Below are 17,237 nucleotides of genomic sequence, written 5' to 3'. Positions count from 1 at the left end.
GGCCCGGCGGCGTCAGTCGAGGAGCACACCGGGATTGAGGATTCCGCCCGGGTCGAAGGCGTCCTTGATCCGGCGCATCAACGCGATGCGGACCGGGTCCTCCAGTTCCAGGAAGTACGGCTTCTTCGCCCGGCCGATACCGTGCTCACCGGAGACGGCACCGCCGCGGTCGAGTCCCGCCCGGAACAGCCGGCGCAGTACCTCCTGGCGGCGTACGGGGTCCGGCTGGAAGACCGAGAGGTGCACGTTGCCGTCGCCGGCGTGACCGCAGCCGGTGACCAGCGACCCGGTGTCCTCGGCGGCGGCGTGGGCGGCGGCCAGCAGGCCGGACAGCTCACCGCGCGGCACGACCACGTCCACGATGTCGTCGGCGCCGGCCGCCTTCGCCGTCCAGAAGGCGCGCTCCCGGGCCTCGACCAGCCTTCTGCCCGCGGCCGCGGGCAGCACGAAGACGTCCACCGCGCCGAGGGAGAGCAACTGCTCGCCGGCCGCTTCGACATCCTCCTGGAGCCGCGCCGCGGAGCGGCTCTCCAGCACGACGAGCAGATAGCCGAGCGCGGTGAGACGCACGGACGCGGGAATGCCCAGCCCCGGCCCGTCCTCGTTCGTGATCGCCTCCATGGCCAGCAGGTCGACGTACTCCAGTGCGGCCGGCTCCAGGTCCCCGCCCGCCAGGGGCGGGACCGACCGGAAGACGTCCTCGGCCGACGCGAACGCCGCCAGTACGGTCGTGGAGTGCCGGGTCCGCGGCCGCAGCCGGAGCGTGGCCTCGGTGACCAGGGCCAGGGTGCCCTCGGAACCGACGAGGAGCTGGGCCAGGTCGTAGCCGGTGGACGTCTTGACGTACTTGCCGCCGCCGCGCAGGACCTCGCCGGACGCCAGGACGGCTTCGACGGCGAGCACGTGGTGGCGGGTGACCCCGTGCCGTACGGCGTGCATCCCGCCGGCGTTGGTGGCGACGGTGCCGCCGATGCTGGCGGTGGGTTCGCCGAGGCGCACGGGATACGACAGCCCGGACTCGGCGGCCGCCTGGTCGAGGCGGTCCAGGGTGACGCCGGGCTGGACGACGGCCACGTGGTTGACGGCGTCCACCTCCAGGATGCGGTTCATCCGCTCGAACGAGACCGTGATGCCGCCCGGCCGCGGCACACAGCCCCCCGACATGCCGGTCCCCGAGCCGCGGGCGGTCACCGGGATCCCGGCCTCCCCGGCGATCCTGAGCACGTCCGCCACCTCGGCGGTCGCGGCGGGCCGGACCAGATACGCGGGCGTCCGCCGTACGGCGGCCAGCGACTCGTCACCGGCGTATTCGGGCGGGATCTCCGCCCCGGCCAGGACGTTCCGTGCCCCCACGGCGTGGGCCAGCAGTGCTTCGGTGTCCGCCATCGCAGCCCCTCCTCGACCCCCGTCCCGCCGATCCTGGCCGCCGTCACGCACCCCGCGGGAGGGGTCCGTCCGGCCCTCGCCCGGGGCCATGCGGACCTACCTGTGTCCAAGGACCCCCGCCCGACCGGGCGGCGCGGTCCGCACGGTGGGTGGATCCGGCCATGGGCGTCCCGCGCCGGTCCGGCAGGGCCGCCCGGAGGCGTGCGTACGGCGTGCCGCCGATGCCTGCGTGCCCGGTCGGCCCGCGTGATGCCGGGGCACCGCCCGCCCGGCGGAGCGCGGGCGGCCCGCCGGGTGCGGACGCGTGAGCGGCCCCGGCGCGGGCCGTTGCGCGTGAGGCCCGGCGGCAGCCGGACGCGGGCTGCGCGGACTGGGCCGACCTTCCCCTTCCCGTACGGCCGTTCGGCCCTGTTCGGCAGGCGGCGCGGGGACCGGCAGGCGCTGCCGGGTGGACCGTCCGGCCCAGGCGTCCCGGACGGTGATCCGGTGATGCTGGTCCGCGACCGGCCGGGAGCGCCACGAGACCGTGGGGCCCGCCGTCGGCCCTCGTCGTCGAGCGTCCACGGGCCGTGGCGGGCGCGGCGTGTCCCGGTCCGGTCGCCGTCCGGCCGTCGCGTCCGTCAGGCCGGACGGTCCTCCGTCCGTCACGTCCCGGTGCCGGCGTCCCGCCCGCAGGCCGGGGGCGGGTGGCCCGATCGCGTCGAGGCCCCGCGGACGGCGGCCCTGCCCGCATCGGCCGGCCCGACCGGCCGTGAACCGCTGGAGTCCGTTGATGAGTGCTGTCACCCTTGCCTCCGCCCCCGAGGACGCCACCGCGCTGGAAGCGGCCGAGGCAGACCACGTCCGCCTGGCCGGGGAACTGGCCGGGCGTGTGGCGCTGTTGCTGACCGCGGCGGAGCGCGACCACGACGCCGCCGAGAGGATCCGGGCCGGCCTCGTCGCCTTCTGCGACCGCGAACTCCTGCCGCACGCGGCCGCCGAGCAGGCCGTGCTCTACCCCGCCGCGCGCCGGCTCCCCGACAGCCGCCTGCTCATCGAGAGCCTCATCGCCGGACACGGCTGCCTGGCCTCGGTCGTCGACTCCCTGCGAGCCGCTCCCACGCCGCTGCGGGCCGCGGCCGACGCCCGGGCACTGCAGGTGCTCTTCGACGAGCTCGTGGACCGGGAGAACGGCCTGGTGCTGCCGCTGCTCGCCGTGGCCCCGGGTGTCCGTCTGGCCGCGCTGCTCACCGAACTGCGCGATCTGTTCCCGCACTCCGCGCCGGCGAGCGGCACCGCCGCGGCTCGGGCGGCCGGTTCGGCTCAGGACGCCACGGGTGAGGTGGCCGAGGAGCGCGGAGGCTGCGGCGGAGGGTGCGGCTGCGGCGGCGCGGAGGAGGCGGAGGTGCCCGAACTGGACGTGCGGAACGTTCCGCACGCCCTGCGCCACGCCACTGTCTTCGGCGCCCTCGGCGCCGTCCCGGCCGGCGACGCCATGGTGCTCGTCGCCCCGCACGACCCGCTGCCGCTGCTCGCGCAGATCGAGCAGCGCGAGCCCGGACGGTTCGCGGTGGAGTACCTCCAGCGCGGTCCCGAGGCCTGGCGGCTCCGCCTCAGCCACCGCTGACCCGGCGCCACCCGTCGCGACGGCACGGCCGCGGAGCCCGGCGCCGCTCGTCCACCCGTACGGACATCATCCGGCCACCCGTGCGGGTGGCCGGGCAACCGGAAAGAAGGAAAACACGTCATGAATGGTGCGTACCGCCGGACCAGCGCCCTGCTGGGGGCGGCCGGGGCGGCCCTGCTGACCGCCGGGCCCGTCATGCTGCTGCGTGGTCGCAGCGGCCGGAAGGAGATCCGCGCCGAACTGGCGGCCCAGAGGATCACATTCCCCCGCCACGGACTGCCCGCCCGGCTCGCTCACCTGGCGGGGGCGCCGGTCGGCACCGGTCCCCGGGCCCACGCCTACGCCGAGATGATCAAGGATCATCTCGCCCAGGCCACCGGCGGCCGTACCTACGCCGAGATCACCGAAGAACTGCACGCGGCCGGGGGCGACGACGAGAAGCTCACGCAGCTGCGTCAGACCTCCTTCATGGGGGAGACCCTGCGGGGCTCGCTGCTGTCCGCCTATCAGGCCTGGCAGCTGACCACCCTGGTCACCGGCCTCGGCGCTGTGCTGACCGGCCTGGGCGCGGTGCTGGTGGCCACGGCGGACGCCGTGCGCACGGAGGGCGTGGAGGGGCGCCGCCCCTGATCTCCGCGTGGTCCAGGAAGGGGCGCGATGCGTGCCGCGTCCCTTCTTCGGACGGACCGTCCGTCCGGTGGAAGGTTCCCTTCGGGCGCACCCTCTCCTGCCGGACCGTCTTCCGACGGACCCTCACCTGACAGGCCGTCTCCCGACGAGCCCTCACCCGTCAGGCCGTCTTCCGACGAACCGTCGCCCCGCCGGCCGCCTCCCGTCAGGCCGCCTTCCGACGAACCGTCGCCCCGCCGACCGCCTCCCGACAGGCCGTCCTCCGACGAACCGTCGCCCCGCCGACCGCCTCCTGGCGGGCCGTCCTCCGGTGAGCCGTCCTTCCGCCGACCGCCTCCTGACGGACCGTTCGGCCCTGTCGGCCCGCTCGTACGAGGGACCCTCGGCCCACCACCGAGGGGCTCATCGGCCGCCGCGGCGATCTCGTCCGATGCCGGATGCTGACCGACGACCGATCCGGAGGAATCCCGTGTACGACCGCACCGAACGCCCCCGCGGCCCACTCCACCGTCGTCCGCCGCGGCGGGCGGTGCGCACGGACCGGGCCGGTCACCGTCCGGCCGCCCGCCACGTCTGCCCTGACCATCGGGCGGCCGGACGCACCCTGGGCACGGTCCCGCCGCGGACGAGCCGATGAGCGGCGCTCGTCCCGTCCGCCGGCAGCACCAGAACGTCGCGGACAAGCCGTTCATCGTCATCTGGGAGTCCACCCGCGCCTGCCCGCTGGCCTGTCTGCACTGCCGGGCGGAGGCCGTCCCCGACCGTGACCCGCGTGAGCTGGACACCGCCGCCGCCCGGGAACTGATCCGGCAGGTCGCCGCGTTCGGGCAGCCCGCCCCGCTGTTCGTGATCACCGGCGGAGACCCGTTCCAGCGTCCCGACCTGACCGACCTCATCGCGTACGGCGGCGCGGCCGGGGTGCGTATCGCGGTGTCCCCCTCCGGCACTCCCACGCTCACGCCCGAGCGGCTGCGCGAGGTGCACGCGGCGGGAGCGGTCGGGCTCTCGCTCAGCCTGGACGGCTCCACCGCCGCTCTGCACGACGGGTTCCGCGGCGTACCCGGCGTGTTCCGCTGGACCCTGGACGCCTGGGACACCGCACGTGCCCTGGGCATGAAGGTGCAGATCAACACCACCGTCGCCCGGCACAACCTGCATGACCTGCCGGACATCGTCCGTCTCGTGGCCGACCACGGAGCGATGCTGTGGAGCGCCTTCTTCCTGGTGCCCACCGGACGCGGCCGCGGACTCGGCCCGCTCACCCCGGCCGAGACGGAGGACGTCCTGAACTTCGTGTACGACGTCGGCCTGACCGTGCCCGCCAAGACCACCGAGGCACACCACTTCCGCCGGGTCGCCCTCCAGCGCGAGGTGCTGGCCGGCCTCGGTGAGGACCACGTCACGGCCCTGGGCCTCGGCCCGCTGTACCGACGACTCCGCCTGCGGGCGGCGGAGTCGGGCATCGACGCGGGTGGGCGCCGGGCGCGCAGGCCGCCGCTGGACGTGAACGCGGGCCGCGGCTTCGTCTTCGTCTCGCACACCGGCACCGTGCACCCGAGCGGATTTCTGCCGCTGGGCGCGGGCTCGGTGCGGGAGCAGCCGCTCACGGAGATCTACCGGACCTCGCCGCTGTTCACCGGTCTGCGGGACGCCGACCGGCTGGGCGGCCGGTGCGGGCGGTGCGAGTTCCGCCGCGTCTGCGGCGGCTCGCGGTCCCGCGCCTACGGCCTGACGGGCGATCCGTACGCCGAGGAGCCGTGGTGCGGCTACACGCCGGGATCCTTTCCCCACCGGCGGGAACTGGCCGCCCTGCTGACCGAGGAGCAGGTTCGCCAGGACGGTCACCCGACGGGTCGTCGCGCGGCGGCAACCGCATGACCGGCGAACAGGGCGGTCCCGCGAGCGCCGACGGGCGGCGTGCGCTGCCGCTTCGGCCGGCCGGCCCGGAAACCGGCAGCCGGCATCCGAGCAGGTTCAGGGCGTCGGGGCTGAGGAAGCGCCATCTGCGCGCCCACGTCGTGATCGTGGCCTGGCTGGCACTGGCGCTGCCGGCGGCCGCCGCGCAGCAGTCCCTGCCGGTGGCCCGCTGGCTGGCCGTCCACCTGTTCCTGCTCGGTGCCGTCACGACCGCGATCCTCGTCTGGAGCGAGCACTTCGCGGTGGCCCTGCTGCACGCGCGGCAGCCCGACAAGCGGTGGAGCGACGCCCGGCTGGCCGGGGTCAACCTTGCCGTGGCCGGTGTGCTCACCGGCGTATGGGCGGACGTGCCGCTGCTGACCGGTGCCGGGTGCGCGCTGCTGATCGCGGCGGTGGCGGCCCATCTGGTGGTGCTGTTCCGCATGGGGCGGGGCGCGCTCGGGGGGCGGCTCGCCCCGGTCGTCGGCTACTACCGCGCCGCCGCACCGGCACTGATCGTGGGAGCGGTCCTGGGCTGGCTGCTCGCCACGGGCCGGGCCGGGGCCGGGGAGTACGCCGGAGTCCGGCTGGCCCACATCCATGTGACGCTGCTCGGCTGGGTCGGGCTGCCCGTGCTGGGCACCCTGTTCATGCTGTGGCCGACCGTGCTGGGCGTGCGGATGGCGGAGCGCACCAGCGAGCTGGCGCCCCGGGTGCTCGCCCTGACCGGGGGCGGCCTGCTGACGGCGGTCGTCGCCCTGGCCGCAGGGTGGCGCTGGGCGGCCGTGACCGGTGTCGCCGGGTACGCGGCCGGGGTCGCGGTGGCCCTGGGCCTGTTCGTCCGTACGGTGCGCCGACGCAGCCCGGTGTCCGCGGCGGCCGTCTGGATGCTGGGCGCCGCGGCCTGCTGGCTGTTCGCCGGTGTGCTGGCGGACCTGGGCGTCCTCGCCGCCCGGCCGCTCGCCGGGGCGCAGGAGGGGGTCGGCTCTCTGGTCCCGGTGCTGCTCATCGGATTCGTCGCCCAGGTCCTCGTCGGGGCGCTGACCTATCTGCTGCCCGTCGTGCTCGCCGGGGGTCCGAAGGAACGGGCGGTGCTGCGGGCGGTGCTGGAGCGAGGCTGGGCGGTCCGGCTCGGGGCGCTCAACGCGGGGGTGGCGCTGCTGGCGCTGCCGCTGCCCGGTCCGTCCGGCACGGTGGGCCTGTTGCTGGCGGCGGTGGCCGCCGCCGCGTTCCTCGCCCTCACCGTGTCCGTCCTCGGCCGTGAGCTGCGGGGAAAGGACGGAGGCGGTGCTTCGCGGTGGCCGGTGCTGCTGGGCACGGCGGCCGGAGCGTCGATCACCGTGCTGGCGGTACTGGTCGCGAACAGCGGCGGCGGCACCGGCGGCCCGGCCGTCGCCGCGGGCACCGGCGGCGGCGCCACGGCCTCGCGCACGGTCGGCGTCGCCCTGTCCGACATGCGCGTCCGCCCGGCCCGGATCGAGGTGGCCGAGGGCACCGCGCTCAGGCTGAAGGTGACCAACACGGACGCCCAGCGCCACGACCTGAAGGTGGCGCATGGCCCCGCCACCCCGCTCCTGTCCCGGGGGCAGAGCCGCGTCCTCGACCTCGGCAGGGTCACCGGCAACCGTCTGGCCTGGTGCACCGTGCCCGGTCACCGGGCCGCCGGGATGACCCTGGACATCGTGGTCAGGCGCGGCGCGGGCAGCCCCGGCGCGGGAGACACCACGGCCGCCCACGGCCCGTCCGGGACCGCCACCGCCACCGCGAACGGCGGGCCGGACCTCACCGCGGGCTTCTCCCGGGGCTGGAAGCCCCGCGACGCCGACCTGGCCCCCGTGCCGGGCGGCACCGTACACAAGATCACCCTGCGCGCCGCCCGCACCGAGGCCGAGGTGGCTCCGGGGGTGAGGCAGCAGATGTGGACCTTCGGCGGCACCGCGCCGGGCCCCACCCTGCACGGCGCGGTGGGCGACGTCTTCGAGGTGACGCTCGTCAACGACGACCACGGCATGGGCCACGGCATCGACTTCCACGCCGGCACGCTCGCCCCGGACCGGGCGATGCGCACCATCCGGCCCGGTCAGCGCCTGGTCTACCGCTTCCGAGCCGATCGGGCCGGGGCCTGGCTCTACCACTGCAGCACCGCGCCCGTGCTCCAGCACATCGGCAACGGCATGTACGGCGCCGTCGTCATCGACCCGCCCGGTCTGAAGAAGGTCGACCACGAGTACGTCCTGGTCTCCTCCGAGCTGTACCTGGGCACCCCCGGCAGCACCGCCCAGGTGACCAAGATGCGTCAGGACGCCCCGGACGCCTGGGTCTTCAACGGCGTCGCCGGCCAGTACGCCCAGCGGCCCCTCACCATGGAGGCCGGCGGGCGCGCCCGCTTCTGGGTGGTCGCCGCGGGACCGAGCGACGGCATCGCCTTCCACATCGTCGGCACCGTCTTCGACACGGTGTACAAGGAGGGCGCCTATCTGCTGAAGCCGGGCCGGCCGGGCGGGTCGCAGGTGCTGGACCTCGCTCCCGCTCAGGGCGGTTTCGTGGAGACGACGTTCCCGGCGGCCGGCCACTACTCCTTCGTCGACCACGACATGCGCCACGCCGAGGCGGGGGCGACGGGCGTCGTGGAGGTGGGCGGGTAGTGGGCGGCGTCGGCTGGTGGTCACTGGTGCGCTTCCTGCACGTCACCGGGGCCATGCTGTGGGTCGGCGGGCAGCTCGCGCTGACCCTGGTCGTCCTGCCGCTGGCCCGGCATCTGCTCGCGGCCGAGGCCAAGGACCGTTTCGGCGCGGCCGCGGGGCGCCGCTTCGGGTTGCTGACCGGGGCGGTGTTCCTGCCGCTGCAACTGGGCACCGGGTGGGCCATGGCCTGGCACAAGGGCGTCACCTGGACCTCGCTCGCCGAACCGGGGTACGGCCGCACCCTGGCGGCCAAACTCGGCCTGTTCGCGGTGGTGATGGCCGCCGCCGCCGGGCACGGGATCGCCCATGCCCGGGGGCGCGCCGACCTGGCCCGGGCGCTGGCGGTCGTGTCCCTCGTCGGCTCCCTCGGTGTCGTCCTGCTCGCGACCGCCCTGCCCGCCACGTGACCGGCGCGCGGACTCGGAGGCGGCGCCCCTCTGGGCGTGGCCGTTCCGGCGCCGCCACCGACCGCCGCCGTCGATCCACACCGCACAGCCCTGGCGCTTCCGCGCGTCCGTTCGAGGTGGGGGCCGGCTCCGGTGCCCCGCGTCCGGCGGAACCGGAGCGAGACCCTGGAGGTTGCGTTGCTCGCAACCTGGTGCGCATCGCGATACCGGCGCTAGCATGCGTCGCACATCGACGGCGCGAGCGAGACGAGGCACCATGGCTCCCCTGCAGTACGACTTCGTCATCGTCGGCGGCGGTTCGGCCGGCAGCGCACTGGCGAACAGACTCACCGCCGATCCGGCCAACCGCGTGCTGGTCCTGGAGGCCGGCCGGCCCGACTACCCGTGGGACGTCTTCATCCACATGCCCGCGGCCCTGACCTACCCGATCGGCAGCCGGTTCTACGACTGGAAGTACGAGTCGGAGCCCGAGCCCCACATGGGCGGCCGGCGCGTCTACCACGCCCGCGGCAAGGTCCTCGGCGGCTCCAGCAGCATCAACGGCATGATCTTCCAGCGCGGCAACCCCATGGACTACGAGCGGTGGGCCGCCGACCCCGGCATGGAGAGCTGGGACTACGCGCACTGCCTGCCGTACTTCCGGCGGATGGAGAACTGCCTGGCGGCCGACCCGGACGACGAGTTCCGCGGCCACGACGGCCCCCTCGTCCTGGAGCGCGGGCCCGCCACCAACCCGCTCTTCGGCGCCTTCCTGAAGGCCACCGAGGAGGCGGGCTACGCCCCCACCGACGACGTCAACGGCTACCGGCAGGAGGGCTTCGCCAAGTTCGACCGCAACGTCCACCGCGGACGCAGGCTGTCGGCCTCGAAGGCGTACCTCAGGCCCGCCATGAGACGGCCCAACCTCACGGTGAGGACCCGCGCCCTCGTCACCCGCGTCCTCTTCGAGGGCACCAGGGCGGTCGGTGTCGAGTTCCAGCGCGGCAAGGGCGCCCCGCAGCAGGTCCGCGCCAAGGAGGTGATCCTCTGCGGCGGCGCGATCAACTCCCCGCAGCTGCTGCAGCTCTCCGGCGTCGGCAACGCCGCGGAGCTGCGCGCCCTCGGCATCGACGTGGTGCACGACCTGCCGGGCGTCGGCGAGAACATGCAGGACCACCTGGAGGTGTACATCCAGTACGCCTGCAAGCAGCCCGTCTCCATGCAGCCGTACCTGGCGAAGTGGCGGGCGCCCTTCATCGGCCTGCAGTGGCTGCTGCGCAAGGGCCCGGCGGCGACCAACCACTTCGAGGCCGGCGGCTTCGCCCGCAGCAACGACGACGTCGACTACCCCAACCTGATGTTCCACTTCCTGCCCATCGCGGTCCGCTACGACGGCTCCGTGCCGGCCGGCGGCCACGGCTACCAGGTCCACGTGGGGCCGATGTACTCCGACGCCGTCGGCTCGGTCAAGATCAGGAGCAGGGATCCGCGCGAGCACCCGGCGCTGCGCTTCAACTACCTCTCCACCGAGCAGGACCGCCGCGAGTGGGTCGAGGCCGTCCGGGTGGCCCGCAGGATCCTCAACCAGCCGGCGCTCGCTCCCTACAACGACGGCGAGGTCTCGCCCGGCCCGTCCGTGGAGACGGACGAGGAGATCCTCGCCTGGGTCGCCAAGGACGGCGAGACCGCCCTGCACCCCTCCTGCACCTGCAAGATGGGCACCGACGAGATGTCGGTCGTCGACCCCACCAGCATGCGGGTGCACGGCGTCGAGGGCCTGCGGGTCGTCGACGCGTCGGTGATGCCGTACGTCACCAACGGCAACATCTACGCCCCGGTGATGATGGTCGCCGAGAAGGCCGCCGACCTGATCCTGGGCCGGGAGCCGCTGCCCGCCTCCGAGGCCGCCTACTACCGCCACCCCGACGCCCGCAAGCAGCGCGATGCCCAGACGCAGGCGGGGTGAGACCTTGGGCACCGCCGGAGTGAGGGACCTGCTGAACAGCGTCCGCTACGAGGTGCTGCCCGCCCGGGCGACCGAGGAGAAGGTCCTCGCCCATGTCCCGCGCGACGTCGTGGTGACGGTCACGGCATCGCCGGTCAAGGGCCTGGAACCCACCCTCGACCTCACCGGGCGGCTCGCCGCGCACGGCCACCGCGTCGTCCCGCACGTGCCGGCGCGGCTGCTGCGCGACGAGGTGCACCTGAAGGACGTGGTGGAGCGGCTGGTCGCGGCGGGCGTGGACGACGTCTTCGTCCCCGCGGGCGACGCGGACCCGCCGGCCGGGCCCTTCGACGGGGCACTGCCGGTGCTGCGCCGGCTGAGCGAGCTGGGCGCGCCCTTCGCCCGCGTCGGCATCACCGGCTATCCCGAGAGCCATCCGCTCCTCCACGACGACCTCACCGTCCAGGCCATGCGGGACAAGCACGCCCACGCCACGTACATCGTCAGCAACCTCTGCTTCGATCCGCGGGTGCTGGGGGAGTGGGTCCTGCGCATACGACGGCGGGGCGTCTCGCTGCCCGTGCACGTGGGCGTCGCCGGTCCCGTGCAGCGGGCGAAGCTGCTGGCGATGGCGACGAAGATCGGGGTGGGGGAGTCGACGCGGTTCCTGACCAGGCACGCGTCGTGGTTCTGGCGCTTCGCCGCGCCGGGCGGCTACGCGCCAGAGAGGCTGCTCTCCCGCACCCGCGAGACGCTCACCGCGCCGCCGGCCGGGGTGGCGGGCCTGCATCTGTTCACCTTCAACCAGGTCGCCGAGACGGAACGCTGGCGCCGTGCCCTGCTGGAGCGGCTCGGAGGCTGAGGGCCGGCGGCTGAGGGCCGGGTGGCGGGCCCTGCGGGCCCGGGTCCGGCGCACTGCGGCCGGTGTCCGTATAGAACTGTCCGTATACGACCGTCCGTGCACGACCGTCCGTACACGGCTGCGGGGCGGGTCCCGATCCGGACCCGCCCCGCAGCCGTGTTGCGTTCAGCGGAAGACCACCGTGCGGTTGCCGTCGATCATCACCCGGCTCTCGCTGTGCCACTTCACCGCGTGCGCCAGGACCTGCGCCTCCACGTCCCGGCCGACCGTGACCAGCTCCCCGGGGTCGAGCGAGTGGTCGACCCGGACCACGTCCTGCTCGATGATCTGGCCCTCGTCCAGGTCCGGCGTCACGTAGTGCGCCGTCGCGCCCACGAGTTTGACTCCGCGGTTGTATGCCTGCTCGTAGGGTCGCGCACCCTTGAAGCTGGGCAGGAAGGAGTGGTGGATGTTGATGGCGCGGCCCTCGAGCTGCTTGCACAGGTCGTCGGAGAGGATCTGCATGTACCGGGCCAGTACGACCAGGTCGACGTCCAGCTCCCGCACCAGCTCCAGCAGCCGTGCCTCGGCCTCGGCCTTGGTGTCCCTGGTGACCGGGACGTGGTGGAAGGGGATGCCGTAGGTCCGCGCCAGGCCCTCGAAGTCGCGGTGGTTGGAGACGATGGCGGGGATCTCGATGTTGAGGGCCCCGGTGGTCCGGCGGAAGAGCAGGTCGTTGAGGCAGTGCCCGAACCTGGAGACCATGATGAGCGTCCGCGTCGGGGTCGAGGCGTCGCGCAGGGTCCAGGAGATGCGGTGGGCCTCGGCGACCGGCCCGAACCGGTAACGCAGCGTTCGCAGATCCGCGTCGGGATCGGAAACATCGAAGTGGACCCTCATGAAGAAACGGTCCTCGAGACGGTCGTCGAACTGCTGGCTCTGCAGGATGTTGCCCGAGTTCCTGACGAGGAAGCCGCTCACGGCGTGGACCAGCCCCGCGCTGTCGGGGCAGGAGAGGGTGAGGACGTACTCACGTCCGGGTTGCGGTCGAGGGGACATGTGCGGCCTCCGTGGGTGCGTAATGCACAACAGGGTGAGCGATGCGCAACATGGTCGGCTCGCCGCGCCGTCGCGGTCAAGGGGTGGCCCGGTAACGGGCTCCATGGCGAAATCGTCATCAGCCAACCACTTGACGGGGCTCCGAGGTTTCGCCACTGTGTTCCACCACAAGCAATTGGATGCACGATGCGCAACGCATTCCGGCTGAAGGGCTTGGCGCGTGGCTGATCTGTACGTGGACGGACAATGGCGGGCGCCGGTGGCCGGCGGCCGTCGCGACATCCGCTGCCCCGCCGACGGCGCGCTCGTCGCGACCGTGGCGGAAGGCACGCGTCCCGACACCGAGGCGGCCGTCGCCGCCGCCCGGCGGGCCTTCGACCAGGGGCCCTGGCCGCGCACCCCCGAGCGCGAGCGCGGCGCGCTGCTGCTGCGCACCGCCGACATCCTGGAACGCGACGCCAAGGAGTTCGCCCGCGCCGAGTCGCTGGACACCGGCAAGCGGCTGGTGGAGAGCGAGTACGACATCGCCGACGTCGTCTCCTGCTTCCGCCACTACGGCGGGATCGCCGGCACCGACGCGGGCCGCGTGATCGACACCGGCCGCGACGACGCCGTCAGCCGCGTGGTGTACGAGCCGGTCGGCGTGTGCGGGCTGATCACCCCCTGGAACTACCCGCTGCTGCAGGCCGGCTGGAAGGTCGCCCCGGCGCTCCTGGCCGGCAACACCATCGTCCTCAAGCCCAGTGAACTCACCCCCTCCACCTCGATCCTGCTGATGAGGGCGCTCGAGGAGGCGGGCCTGCCGGCCGGCGCCGCCAACCTCGTCCTGGGCGCCGGGCCGGAGGTGGGCGCACCGCTGTCCGAGCATCCGGCCGTCGACCTGGTGTCCTTCACCGGCGGGCTGGAGACCGGCAGGAGGATCATGGCCGCCGCCGCGGCGACGGTGAAGAAGGTGGCGCTGGAACTCGGCGGCAAGAACCCCAACGTCGTCTTCGCCGACGCCGACTTCGAGGCCGCCGTCGACTTCGCCCTCACGGCCGTCTTCCTGCACTCGGGACAGGTGTGCTCGGCGGGCGCCCGGCTGATCGTCGAGGACCCGCTGCACGACCGCTTCGTCGACGAGGTCGTCCGCCGTGCCCGGCGCATCCGGCTCGGCGGCCCCTTCGACCCGGAGGCCGGGACCGGGGCCCTGATCTCCGCGCGGCACCTGGAGAAGGTCGAGGCGTACGTCGCGGCCGGCCTCGCCGAGGGCGCGGTGCTGCGCTGCGGCGGCGCACGGCCGGACGACCCGGCCCTGGCGGGCGGCCACTTCTACCTGCCGACCGTGCTCGACGCCTGCACCCAGGAGATGCGGGTGGTGCACGAGGAGTCCTTCGGACCCGTGCTGACCGTCGAGCGCTTCACCGACGAGGACGATGCCGTGCGCATCGCCAACGACACCGAGTACGGACTGGCCGGCGCCGTCTGGACGCAGGACGCGGGCAGGGCGCAGCGCGTCGCCCGGCGGCTGCGCCACGGCACGGTGTGGATCAACGACTACCACCCTTATGTGCCGCAGGCGGAATGGGGTGGCTTCGGGCACTCGGGCGTGGGTAGGGAGCTGGGACCGAGCGGTCTGGACGAGTACCGAGAGCCCAAACACATCTGGCAGAACATCCAACCCCGGCCGCAGCGCTGGTTCAGCGGCTGAACGCCGAAGAGAGGTCGATCGTGACCCCAACACAGACCGAGGTGGCGCAGCGGCGCGGCACGCCCCAGGAGTCGGACGGGACTCCGGTCATATCCGTGCGCAGGCTGTGGAAGGTGTTCGGGCCGAAGGCCGACCGGGTGCCGGACTCGGAGGAGCTGTGCGGGCTGACCCGCCGCGAGCTCATGGACCGCACGGGCTGCACGGCCGCCGTCCGCGACGTGAACTTCGACGTCTCGCCCGGTGAGGTCTTCGTCGTCATGGGCCTGTCCGGCTCCGGCAAGTCCACGCTGGTGCGGTGTCTGACCCGGCTGATCGAACCCACCGCGGGCGAGGTCGTCTTCGAGGGGCAGGACATCCGGCAGGCGGACGACAGGCGGCTGCGGGAGCTGCGCCGCAGCAAGTTCTCCATGGTCTTCCAGCACTTCGGGCTGCTGCCGCACCGCCGGGTCGTCGACAACGTGGCCTTCGGCCTGGAGATCCGCGGCACGGGCAGGGCCGAGCGGACCAGGCGGGCCCTGGAGGTGGTGGAGCTGGTCGGTCTGGCCGGCTACGAGAACTCCTACCCCGACCAGCTCTCCGGCGGTATGCAGCAGCGCGTCGGCCTCGCCCGCGCGCTCGCCGGGGACCCGGACGTGCTCTTCTTCGACGAGCCCTTCTCCGCGCTCGACCCGCTGATCCGCCGTGACATGCAGAACGAGGTCATCCGGCTGCACCACGAGGTCGGCAAGACGATGGTGTTCATCACCCACGACCTCTCCGAGGCGCTGAAGCTGGGCGACCGCATCCTCATCATGCGCGACGGCAGGACCGTCCAGTGCGGCACCGGCGACGAGCTGGTGGGCGCCCCCGCCGACGACTACGTACGGGACTTCGTCAAGGACGTGCCGCGCGGCGACGTGCTCACCCTGCGCTGGATCATGCGCGCGCCCGGGGACTCCGACGCCCTGGACGGGCCGGAGCTGGGCCCGGACGTCGTCGTACGGGAGGCGACGCGGACCGTGCTGGCGGCCCACAAGCCGGTCAAGGTCGTCGAGCACGGCAAGCTGCTCGGCATCGTCGGGGACGAGGAGATCCTCGCCGTGGTCGCCGGGCAGGAAGGCGGCGCGTGATGACCGTCGCCGTCGAGAAACCCGGCACGACCGAACCGCCTGCCGAGCCCAGGGCCCCCGTGAAGCAGCCGCGCCGGGCCGGCCGGGCCACGGTGGTCGCGGGGATCGTGGTCGCGTGGCTGGTGCTGTTCGCCGTGCTGCGCGGCAGGCAGACCCTGTCGCTGGCGACGGCCGACCTCACCGGCCTGCACCGGTGGTTCAACGACGTCAACGACTCCGTCGGCGCCAACCGCAACTCCAATCCGCTCTTCCTGTACTTCTTCAACGAGATCCGGCTGGTCATCGACAACCTGGTGACCTTCGTCCAGCACCTGATCTCCCAGCCTCCGGCCGGCCGGCCCGTCCCGCAGATCGGCTGGCTCGGCGTGGTCGGCATCGCCGGTTACGTCTCCTGGGCCGTGGGCAACTGGCGCGTGGCGCTGCTCGCCGCGGCCGGCTTCGTCTTCTTCGGGCTGCAGGGACTGTGGCAGGAGAGCATGGACACCCTGGCCCTGACCCTCTCCGCGGTGCTCGTGGCCCTGCTGTTCGCCATCCCGCTGGGCGTGTGGGCGGGGCTGTCCGACCGGTTCAACCGGATCGTGACGCCGTTCCTGGACTTCATGCAGACGATGCCGACCTTCGTCTACCTGGCCCCGCTGACCCTGGTCTTCCTCATCGGCCCGGCCTCCGCGACGATCGCCACCGTCATCTACGCGGCGCCGCCCGCCATCCGCATCACCGCGCACGCCATCCGCTCCGTGCCGGAGACCACCGCCGAGGCGGCCGACTCCCTCGGCGCGACCCGGCGGCAGTCGCTGCTGAAGGTGCTGCTGCCGATGTCCAAGCGGACCGTGGTGATGGGCGTCAACCAGTCCATCATGGCCGCCCTGGCCATGGTCACCATCGCGGCCCTGATCGACGCGCCCGGCCTCGGCAAGACCGTGGTGCAGGCGCTGCAGTCGCTGGACGTCGGCACGGCCTTCAACGCCGGCCTCGCGATCGTCGTCATGGCGATCGTGCTGGACCGGGTGACGACCGCGGCCAGCACCCGCGAGGAGGACGCCCGCCGGTCCAAGAACCGCTTCCTGGCCTGGCGCAGGCCGCTGCTCGGCGCCGGCGCGGTGGTCACCGCGGTGCTGGTCTACCTGTCCCACACCTATCTGTGGGCGGCGGACTTCCCCGGCGACGGCACCGTCGGCAGCCACATCGCGAGCGCGGCGGACACCGTGACGAACTGGGCGCAGGACCACCTCGCGGGTCTGACCAACGCGATCCGCGACGTCGTCACCAACGTCCTGCTCAACCCGTTCCAGACCCTGCTCACCGACTCGCCCTGGTGGCTGGTGGCCATGGTGCTCGTCGCGCTCGCCGTGGTGCTCGGCGGCTGGCGGGCCGGCATCACCACCGCCGTGTGCGTGGGCCTGCTGGTCGGCACGGGCGTGTGGTCGGACGCCATGACCACGACGGCGTCCACGCTCGTGGCGACGGTCCTGGTGATGGCGCTGGGCGTCGTCTTCGGCGTGTGGATGGGGCGCAGCACCCTGGTCGACAAGCTGGTACGGCCCACCCTGGACGCGGCGCAGGTCATGCCGCCGTTCGTCTATCTCGTGCCGTTCCTGGCGCTGTTCGGCGCGACCCGCTTCACGGCGATCGTCGCGGCCGTCGTCTACGCGGCGCCGGTCGCCATAAAGATCATCGCCGACGGTGTGCGGGCCGTGCCCGAGGCCACCGTCGAGGCGGCCACCTCCGCCGGGTGCGACACCCGGCAGATCATCACCAAGGTCCAGCTGCCGATGTCACGCAGCGCCCTGACCCTCGCGACCAACCAGGGCCTGATCTACGTGCTGTCGATGGTTGTTGTGGGCGGCCTGGTGGGCGCGGGCGCCCTCGGCTACGACGTCGTGGCCGGCTTCTCGCAGGGAGAGCTGTACGGCAAGGGCCTGGCGGCAGGGCTCGCCATCGTACTGCTCGGAGTCATGTTCGACCGGATCACTCAGGCTGCGGCGCGACGCACCGGTGCATAAGG

The 17,237-nt window shown here is 73.3% G+C and carries 12 protein-coding genes; 10 read left to right on the top strand and 2 right to left on the bottom strand.

Going from position 1 to position 17,237, the window contains the following annotated elements:
* Nucleotides 1–12: 12 nt before the first annotated feature.
* Nucleotides 13–1,386: an FAD-binding oxidoreductase gene (locus tag ACJ9NR_RS05350; protein WP_412489485.1), complete on the bottom strand. Its 1,374-nt coding sequence runs from the start codon at nucleotides 1,384–1,386 to the stop codon at nucleotides 13–15.
* A 772-nt stretch (nucleotides 1,387–2,158) separates the two neighbouring features.
* Here ACJ9NR_RS05350 and ACJ9NR_RS05345 point away from each other — a divergent pair.
* The 7 genes from ACJ9NR_RS05345 (at nucleotide 2,159) to ACJ9NR_RS05315 (ending at nucleotide 11,395) form a co-directional block, all read left to right on the top strand.
* Nucleotides 2,159–2,992 (top strand): DUF2249 domain-containing protein, encoded by an 834-nt coding sequence (locus tag ACJ9NR_RS05345; RefSeq protein ID WP_412489486.1) that lies wholly within the window; start codon nucleotides 2,159–2,161, stop codon nucleotides 2,990–2,992.
* Nucleotides 2,993–3,112: 120 nt separating this feature from the next.
* A complete protein-coding gene (locus tag ACJ9NR_RS05340; protein WP_412489487.1) occupies nucleotides 3,113–3,622 on the top strand; it encodes a hypothetical protein in 510 nt (169 codons plus the stop codon).
* A 633-nt stretch (nucleotides 3,623–4,255) separates the two neighbouring features.
* Nucleotides 4,256–5,500: a TIGR04053 family radical SAM/SPASM domain-containing protein gene (locus tag ACJ9NR_RS05335; protein ID WP_412489488.1), complete on the top strand. Its 1,245-nt coding sequence runs from the start codon at nucleotides 4,256–4,258 to the stop codon at nucleotides 5,498–5,500.
* The gene (locus ACJ9NR_RS05330) at nucleotides 5,497–8,163 is read left to right on the top strand and encodes a multicopper oxidase domain-containing protein (protein WP_412489489.1); all 2,667 of its coding nucleotides are present in this window, start codon (nucleotides 5,497–5,499) and stop codon (nucleotides 8,161–8,163) included. Before ACJ9NR_RS05335 ends, ACJ9NR_RS05330 begins: the two co-directional genes overlap by 4 nt.
* On the top strand, nucleotides 8,163–8,609 hold the full coding sequence (locus ACJ9NR_RS05325; RefSeq protein ID WP_412489490.1) for a hypothetical protein: 447 nt from the start codon (nucleotides 8,163–8,165) through the stop codon (nucleotides 8,607–8,609). The genes ACJ9NR_RS05330 and ACJ9NR_RS05325 overlap by 1 nt, the downstream gene beginning before the upstream one ends.
* 256 nt (nucleotides 8,610–8,865) lie before the next feature.
* Nucleotides 8,866–10,554 (top strand): choline dehydrogenase, encoded by a 1,689-nt coding sequence (betA, locus tag ACJ9NR_RS05320; RefSeq protein ID WP_412489491.1) that lies wholly within the window; start codon nucleotides 8,866–8,868, stop codon nucleotides 10,552–10,554.
* Between the two features lie 4 nt (nucleotides 10,555–10,558).
* Nucleotides 10,559–11,395: a methylenetetrahydrofolate reductase gene (locus ACJ9NR_RS05315; RefSeq protein ID WP_412489492.1), complete on the top strand. Its 837-nt coding sequence runs from the start codon at nucleotides 10,559–10,561 to the stop codon at nucleotides 11,393–11,395.
* 165 nt (nucleotides 11,396–11,560) lie between these two features.
* Here the strand turns inward: ACJ9NR_RS05315 and purU are convergent, their stop codons facing one another.
* Nucleotides 11,561–12,433, bottom strand: a complete 873-nt coding sequence (gene purU, locus ACJ9NR_RS05310; protein ID WP_412489493.1) for a formyltetrahydrofolate deformylase — start codon at nucleotides 12,431–12,433, stop codon at nucleotides 11,561–11,563.
* Nucleotides 12,434–12,653: 220 nt separating this feature from the next.
* Here purU and ACJ9NR_RS05305 point away from each other — a divergent pair, with 220 nt between their 5' ends.
* Genes ACJ9NR_RS05305 through ACJ9NR_RS05295 form a run of 3 tightly spaced genes read left to right on the top strand, consistent with a single transcriptional unit; the run spans nucleotide 12,654 to nucleotide 17,235 of the window.
* Entirely contained in the window at nucleotides 12,654–14,123 is a 1,470-nt protein-coding gene (locus ACJ9NR_RS05305; protein ID WP_412489494.1) for an aldehyde dehydrogenase family protein, read from the top strand.
* A 20-nt stretch (nucleotides 14,124–14,143) separates the two neighbouring features.
* Nucleotides 14,144–15,232: a quaternary amine ABC transporter ATP-binding protein gene (locus ACJ9NR_RS05300; protein WP_412489495.1), complete on the top strand. Its 1,089-nt coding sequence runs from the start codon at nucleotides 14,144–14,146 to the stop codon at nucleotides 15,230–15,232.
* Nucleotides 15,232–17,235 (top strand): ABC transporter permease, encoded by a 2,004-nt coding sequence (locus ACJ9NR_RS05295; protein WP_412489496.1) that lies wholly within the window; start codon nucleotides 15,232–15,234, stop codon nucleotides 17,233–17,235. The genes ACJ9NR_RS05300 and ACJ9NR_RS05295 overlap by 1 nt, the downstream gene beginning before the upstream one ends.
* Nucleotides 17,236–17,237 lie beyond the last annotated feature (2 nt).

Origin of the sequence: Streptomyces sediminimaris, assembly GCF_047049295.1 — a bacterium.
GTDB classification, from domain to species: domain Bacteria; phylum Actinomycetota; class Actinomycetes; order Streptomycetales; family Streptomycetaceae; genus Streptomyces; species Streptomyces sediminimaris.
This window is presented reverse-complemented; position numbering and strand designations above follow the sequence as displayed.

Coding starts and splice junctions, on each gene's coding strand:
- ACJ9NR_RS05335 (WP_412489488.1), top strand. CDS start 4,256: ATGAGCGGCGCTCGTCCCGTCCGCCGGCAGCACCAGAACGTCGCGGAC.
- purU (WP_412489493.1), bottom strand. CDS start 12,433: ATGTCCCCTCGACCGCAACCCGGACGTGAGTACGTCCTCACCCTCTCC.
- ACJ9NR_RS05345 (WP_412489486.1), top strand. CDS start 2,159: ATGAGTGCTGTCACCCTTGCCTCCGCCCCCGAGGACGCCACCGCGCTG.
- ACJ9NR_RS05350 (WP_412489485.1), bottom strand. CDS start 1,386: ATGGCGGACACCGAAGCACTGCTGGCCCACGCCGTGGGGGCACGGAAC.
- ACJ9NR_RS05330 (WP_412489489.1), top strand. CDS start 5,497: ATGACCGGCGAACAGGGCGGTCCCGCGAGCGCCGACGGGCGGCGTGCG.
- ACJ9NR_RS05295 (WP_412489496.1), top strand. CDS start 15,232: ATGACCGTCGCCGTCGAGAAACCCGGCACGACCGAACCGCCTGCCGAG.
- ACJ9NR_RS05340 (WP_412489487.1), top strand. CDS start 3,113: ATGAATGGTGCGTACCGCCGGACCAGCGCCCTGCTGGGGGCGGCCGGG.
- betA (WP_412489491.1), top strand. CDS start 8,866: ATGGCTCCCCTGCAGTACGACTTCGTCATCGTCGGCGGCGGTTCGGCC.